Source organism: Lentzea sp. NPDC004789 (assembly GCF_053601075.1).
The window spans coordinates 158,795-165,154 of the sequence record NZ_JBSGBE010000005.1; the positions used below are offsets into that span (position 1 = coordinate 158,795).

Sequence of the window (6,360 nt, forward strand, 5' to 3'; positions counted from 1 at the left end):
GAGCAGCCGCTGTCCGCGAGCAGCCGCTGTCCGCGAGCAGCCGCTGTCCGCGAGCAGCCGCTGTCCGCGAGCAGCCGCTGTCCGCGAGCAGCCGCTGTCCGCGAGCAGCCGCTGCCCGCGAGCGACCACCACCGCGAGCGGCCACCGGGCCCGAGGACGGTGCGGCCGCAACCCCCACACCACCCCCGGCTCGCCACTACCAGGCCTGGGTCGTCAAACCCGTCCCGAGGTAGACCTGGTCGAACCCGTTGCCGTCGTTGTCGTCGGTGTAGACGACGGTGATCTGCCCCCACGGGTCGACAGCGACCGCGGGCTCGTCCTGCCTGCCCGCCGCGTTCGAGACCGTGAGCTGCCGCGCGGGCCGCCCGGTCGTCGTGCCATCGGGGTTGTAGACCACCGTGTACACGTCCTGCGCCTCCGCCGTGGTCACCGCGACCCCGAGCTGGTCGTCGATGCCGATCTGCGGGTCGCTGCCGGTGGTGCTCGCCGTGGCACCACGGGTGGTACCGGCGGCGGTGAAGGACTGCGTCTTCACGCCGGACTGCTCCCAGGCGACCGCGAAATCGCCGTTGAAGCCGGCGGCCACGTCGGGGTGTTTGCCCTGCCCCGTCGTGGTTTGCGCCAGCTTCACGGCGCCGGACGGGGTGAGGATCTTGCGGGCGATGTTCGCGTCCGCCTCCCACACCACGATGGCATTGCCCGCCGCGCCCATCGCGACCTGGGGTTTGGCGTGGGTACCGCCCGCGTTGTTCACCTGGGTCTCGTAGGTCTTGGAGGAGATGGACGCGAACCCGCTCACGCGCACGGTGGGCGGATCGGTGCCCTGCTTGTCCTCCCACGTCACCGCGAAGGCGCCGGTGTCCGGGTCGGCCGCGACGCTCGGGAAGTACTGCTGGCCGTCGGCGCTCGCGTTGGCCGTGCCGGAACCGGAGACGGTGCCGGAGGGGCTGACCGAGCGGACCGCGATGTTGTAGAAGCCGTTGCCGTCCGGGTCTTCCGACCACACGACGACCGCGGTGCCGTCCTCGTGCAGTGCGACGTCGGGCTGCCAGTGGCGCCAGTTGCCGGTGCCGCCGGTGCTCAGCTTCTTCTCGTAGAGGGACGTGCCGTCCTTGTAGAGGCGGATCCAGACGTCGGAGTGGACCGGGTCCGACGGCGTGGTGGTGTCGCGATCGTCCTCCCACACGACGGCCGTGTAGCCGGTGCGGGTGGCGGACACCGCCGCGTTGTCCTGGTCGCCGGTCGAGTCGCTGTTGACCGTGGACCACGTCGTCGGCGCGGGTGCCAGCAGGAGGGTGGCGATCAGCAATGTCTTCACGGCGCCTGCAATCCGGGGTTGTTCGCTTCGACGACGTAGCTGCCGACGGTCTTCACCGGGTAGTCGCGGACGGTGACCTTGTCCACGGCGCGGAAGTCGACGTGCATCTCGGTGGTCGTCGTGCGGGTCTTCACGTAGCCGCGCAGGTTCTTGAAGTACTTCACGTGCGGGTTCAGCGCCGGGTTGAGGCCGTTCTCGGCCGCGTTGCCGTCACCGCCGGACGTGATCGACGTGGTGACGAGCTCAGTGCCGATGACGCGGTTCTGCGAGCCGTAGTCCTGCATCAGGTTGGCGGCCCAGCTGCGGTGCACGTCGCCGGTCAGCACGACCGTGCCCTTGTTGCCGCTCGCGTCCCACGCGTTCTGGATGCGGGTGCGGTTGGCGGTGTAGCCGTCCCACGCGTCCATGCTCTTGGCGCCGTCCGCGTCGGCGAGCCGTTGCGCGAAGAACACCTGCTGGCCCAGGAAGTCCCACGTGCCGAGCTGCTGGCGCAGGCCGTCGATCAGCCAGGTCTCCTGCGCGGTGCCGGTGATCGTGCGCGCGGGGTCGTCGGCGGCCGGGCAGACCTTCGTGCCGTCGCCGCACGCCTGGTCGTCGCGGTACTGGCGGGTGTCGAGCATGTGGAACGTGGCGAGGCTGCCCCAGCGGACCCTGCGGTGCAGCAGCATGTTCTCGGCCGCGGGCGCCTGGGCGTTCCTGAGCGGCATGTGCTCGTAGTACGCCCGGTAGGCGGCGGCACGCCGGGCCCTGAAGTCACCGGCCGGGCTGTTGTCGTTGCGGACGAGGCCGGCGTAGTTGTTCTCCACCTCGTGGTCGTCCCAGACCACGAGCCAGGGCGCGGTGGCGTGCGCGGCCTGCAGGTCGGGGTCGGTCTTGTACTGGGCGTGGCGGACCCGGTAGTCGGCCAGCGTGCTGATCTCCGCGCTCGGCGTGAACCTGCGGACGCGGGTGGTGCTGGCGGCGCCTTCGTAGATGTAGTCGCCGAGGTGCAGGATCAGGTCGGGGTGTTCCTCGGCCATCCGGCGGTAGACGGTGAAGTAGCCCTCCTCGTAGTGCGCGCACGAGGCGAAGAGCATGCTCAGTTCGGGCGACGTGCCGACGGCCGGCGCGGTGAGGGTGCGGCCGGCGGGGGAGATGTGGCCGCCGGTGCGGAAGCGGTACCAGTACTCGCGGCCGGGTTCGAGTCCGGTGAGGGTGACGTGCACGGAGTGAGCGCTCGCCGCCTGGGTGGTGACCGTGCCGGTGCGGGCGAGGCTCGTGAAGTGTTCGTCGGTGGCGACCTGCCAGTCGACGGTGGCGCCGGTGCTCGGCATGCCGCCGAGGCCGTCCGCGTTGAGGGGGTTGGGGGCGAGGCGGGTCCAGATCACGAACCCGTCCGCCGCTGGTTCGCCGGACGCCACCCCGAGGGTGAAGGGGTAGCCGATGGCGTTGGCCAGACTGGGGACGAGGACTCCGGCGCTCGCTCCCGCGAGGCCGCCCACGATGAAGGTGCGTCTCCGTAACGTGGTCATGACCCGCAGGCTTACCGAACGCGGGTAAAGGCCGGCCTAACGGTGTGCGGCTTCAAAGTGGTTTCCCACCAGGAGAACGCGGCGTGGTCGTCGGTGTGGATGTCGAGCGCGTCCGCGAGCAGCTCGGCGGCGCACAGCGGGATCCCGGTGTCCCGCACGGCGCGGTGCAGCAGCGCCACGTGGTCGCGGGACCAGGACTCGAGGCGCAGCCCGGGTAATCGTTCGGCCTCACAACAGGGTTGGGCGCACACGACGATGTCGAACCACTCGTCCTCGCGGTCGTTGAAGGCGACCGTGACGCCGAACCGGTCCGGGTGCAGCCCGGTGACCGTGCTGTGGCGGGTCTCGTAGTGCAGCGGATACGGCAGGGCGGCCAGCCTGCGCGCGGCGTGCAGGTCAGGACCTCGTAGCGGCACCTGGTCGTGGTGCTTTCCGTGGTCGAGCACGACGACGTCCCACGTGCTGCGAGTCAGCCGGAGCGCGGTCGCGAGGCCGGCGACCCCGGCTCCGACGACGAGTGCAGTGGCCATGGCCTGCCCCTTCCCCTAGGATCGAGGCTAGCGAACGTTCAGAAATTTCTGAAGACAGGGGCGGTGTGACGGGCGAGACAGATCGCAGGGATGCGGCCGAGCGCCTTGCACTCACGCTGGTCGGTGCCGGGATGCAGCGGATGGGGGCGCGTGCGCTGGCCGCGTTCCTGTTCTCCGACAAGGAGTCGCTGACCGCGGGCGACCTCGCCGCCGAGCTGGGCGTGAGCGCCGGCTCGGTGTCGGGTGCGATCAAGATGCTGACGCAGATGGGTGTGATCGAGCGGAGCTTCGTGGCGGGCAGCCGGCGCGAGCACTTCCGGATGCGCGAGAACGTCTGGACCACGCTGTACTCGCGGCAGCACTCGGTCGTCGACGACGTGCTCAACGCTGTGCAGAAGGGCGTCGAGGTGGTGGGACCGGGGATCGCGCACGACCGGCTGACCTACATGCGCGACTTCTACGCCTTCCTGCTCAACGAGGTTCCGGCGCTGGTGGAGCGGTTCGAGCGGCAGCGCTCTTCCTGACCGCGCCGAACTTGATCCCGTCCACGACCAGGTCGAGCATCCGCTTGGCCTGTTCCGGGTCGCCGTTCTGGCCGACGGCGATGAGCATGGCCATGACGTCCATCGGCTCGGCCGTCGCGCCCAGCGGGGTCAGCAGCAGCTGCAGGGCCTCGGTCATCTTGGCGCGGCTGTGCTCGAACGGGTTCACGCCCAGCGCGATGACGGTCTGAAGCGCGTCCTTGAGGTCGCGTTTCGTGGCCAGATAAGCGATGAAGCGGTCCATCCACTCCCGCAGCGCCGCTTCGGGCTCGTGCGTCTCGAGCAGCTCGGGGGCCGCGTCGCAGAGCTTCTCCAGCTCCGTGCGGTAGACGGCCTCGATCAGGGCCTCGCGAGTGGGGAAGTGCCGGTACAGCGTGCCGATCCCGACACCCGCCTTCTTGGCGATGGCGCCGAGCGTCACGTCCTTCTGGTGGGTGAAGGCGTCCAGCGCCACCTCGAGCAGCAACCCGCGGTTGCGGACAGCGTCAGCACGCACTTCGTTCACTCCTGTGGGTCACTTGCTAAACGGAGGACCCTCCGGTTAAGCTGAACACCGAACCGGAGGAACCTCCGTTTCAGTGTACGACAAGGTTGGGGAAATCAGATGAGTGAGCGCATCACCACCCCGTTCGGCTTCGAGACGACCGCTCTCGAGGTCGTCGAGGGTGTCGACCTCGCTGGCCGTCGCGCCGTGGTCACCGGCGGGGCGTCGGGCATCGGCGTCGAGACCGTCCGGGCCCTGGCCGCCGCGGGTGCCGAGGTCACCATCGCCGCCCGCGACGTCGAGGCGGCCCACCGCGTGGCCGCGTCCCTCGCGGAGGCCACCGGCAACAAGGGCATCTTCGTCGCTCCGCTGGAGCTGGCCTCGCAGGACTCGGTGAAGGAGTTCGCCCGCTCCTGGTCCGGCCCGCTGCACTTACTGATCAACAACGCGGGCGTCATGGCCACACCTCTCACCCGCACCCAGGAGGGCTGGGAACTCCAGTTCGCCACGAACCACTTCGGCCACTTCACCCTCACTCTGGGCCTGTTCGACGCCCTGCGCGCCGAGGGTGCCCGCGTGGTGAACGTCAGCTCGGCAGGCCACCTCGCCAGCCCGGTGGTGTTCGACGACATCCACTTCGAGCGCCGCGAGTACGACCGCTGGCAGGCCTACGGCCAGTCCAAGACCGCGAACATCCTGTTCGGTGTGGAAGCTGGCAAGCGCTGGGCCGGCGAGGGCATCACGATGAACGCCCTGATGCCCGGCGGCATCCTCACGGCCCTGCAGCGCCACATCACCCCGGAAGAGCTGGAGGAGCGCCTCCGACTCCGCGGCGGAGACAAGCCCTTGCGGCTCAAGACCCCGGAACAGGGCGCCGCGACCACCCTGGTGCTGGCTGTCTCCCCACTGGTCGAGGGCCGCTCGGGCCTCTACTTCGAGGACTGCAACGAGGCGCTGCCGAACGTCGGCGACATGCGAGGCGGCGTAGCCCCCTACGCCCTGGACCCGGAAGCCGCAGCCAACCTGTGGAAGCTCTCCGAGGAAACCCTGAAGCTGCCCGCCTGACCGCCCAGGCCGTCAACGCAACGACGACGAAACCGCAACGGATGCGCGCACTAGCTGAAGGCGCGACATGCCCAGGCGACCGTCGCCCGGTGACGATCGTGCAGTCGCCAACGGTTCCGCCAAGAACTGCGGCCAGCTGACCACAGCAGCCGACACGACGATGGCGTCATGGCAGTGCCAGACGGCTCGGTGGCGACCGAGCGGCTGCTGGAGACAGCGGTCTGATCGCCCAGCTGCAGAAGGTCCCTCGACCAACCTCCGGCAGCCCAGCCGTGGCGGCCCGAGCCGATCCGGTGACGACTAACGCGGCTGCCGAAAGGCGCCCGTGGGGATGTCGGCGGCCCAGCCGTCGCAGCCTGAACCACTTCGGCCCGCCCGGCGACCACCGCCCAACTGCCGGCGGCCCACCGCTCGATCCCGCAGTGGCCGTCGAGCTGTCCAGTGCGCCGGGCCGAACGCCGAACGCGCGGCCTTGCCAGGAGGATTGGTCGTTCAGGTGCCCGCCCAGCTGTCTGGCGCTTCGGTGCGAGACGTCGAACGTGGGGTCATTGGCAAGCGGCTCGGTCGTTGCTGAGGTCGTCGTCGTGGTCCAGCTGTCTGGCGCTGCCAGGTGAAACGTCGATCATGAGGCGGTTGGCAGGGGCTCGGTGGTTCAGGTGGTCGCCTCGCCGTCGCCCAGCTTTCCGGCACTTCGGTGCGAGACCTCGAACGTCGGGCCATTGGCGAGTGGCTCAGGTGGTCGCAGTCGCCCAGGTGTCTGGCGACTCGCGGCCCGAACCCCGGGCGTGCCGCCCTTGGCGAGCGGCTCGGTGATTCAGATGGTCGTGGTCTTCCAGCTTTCCAACGCCTCGCGGCTGGACCCCGGATGTGTGGCCGTTGGCGAGTGGCTGGGTGATTCAGGCGGTCGTCC

6 protein-coding genes are annotated in these 6,360 nt (G+C 69.6%); 2 read left to right on the forward strand and 4 right to left on the reverse strand.

What is annotated here, in order from left to right; genetic code table 11:
• Positions 1 to 196: 196 nt before the first annotated feature.
• The 3 genes from ACWEIJ_RS13580 to ACWEIJ_RS13590 are packed head-to-tail and all read right to left on the reverse strand — an operon-like array spanning position 197 to position 3,359.
• Positions 197 to 1,318 (reverse strand): hypothetical protein, encoded by a 1,122-nt coding sequence (locus ACWEIJ_RS13580; RefSeq protein WP_449837458.1) that lies wholly within the window; start codon positions 1,316 to 1,318, stop codon positions 197 to 199.
• Positions 1,315 to 2,829 (reverse strand): alkaline phosphatase D family protein, encoded by a 1,515-nt coding sequence (locus ACWEIJ_RS13585; protein ID WP_449837459.1) that lies wholly within the window; start codon positions 2,827 to 2,829, stop codon positions 1,315 to 1,317. The genes ACWEIJ_RS13580 and ACWEIJ_RS13585 overlap by 4 nt, the downstream gene beginning before the upstream one ends.
• Positions 2,830 to 2,840: 11 nt before the next feature.
• The gene (locus tag ACWEIJ_RS13590; protein WP_449837460.1) at positions 2,841 to 3,359 is read right to left on the reverse strand and encodes an NAD(P)-binding protein; all 519 of its coding nucleotides are present in this window, start codon (positions 3,357 to 3,359) and stop codon (positions 2,841 to 2,843) included.
• Positions 3,360 to 3,490: 131 nt separating this feature from the next.
• On the opposite strand from ACWEIJ_RS13590, the gene ACWEIJ_RS13595 reads away from it, so the two are divergent.
• Positions 3,491 to 3,883 carry a GbsR/MarR family transcriptional regulator gene (locus ACWEIJ_RS13595; RefSeq protein WP_449837461.1) on the forward strand — a complete coding sequence of 131 codons (393 nt, stop codon included), beginning with the start codon at positions 3,491 to 3,493 and terminating at the stop codon, positions 3,881 to 3,883.
• Here ACWEIJ_RS13595 and ACWEIJ_RS13600 read toward each other — a convergent pair.
• Positions 3,831 to 4,397, reverse strand: coding sequence for a TetR/AcrR family transcriptional regulator (locus tag ACWEIJ_RS13600; RefSeq protein WP_449837462.1), 567 nt, complete (start codon positions 4,395 to 4,397; stop codon positions 3,831 to 3,833). The genes ACWEIJ_RS13595 and ACWEIJ_RS13600 overlap by 53 nt on opposite strands.
• Before the next feature lie 108 nt (positions 4,398 to 4,505).
• On the opposite strand from ACWEIJ_RS13600, the gene ACWEIJ_RS13605 reads away from it, so the two are divergent.
• A complete protein-coding gene (locus ACWEIJ_RS13605; protein ID WP_449837463.1) occupies positions 4,506 to 5,450 on the forward strand; it encodes an SDR family NAD(P)-dependent oxidoreductase in 945 nt (314 codons plus the stop codon).
• Positions 5,451 to 6,360 lie beyond the last annotated feature (910 nt).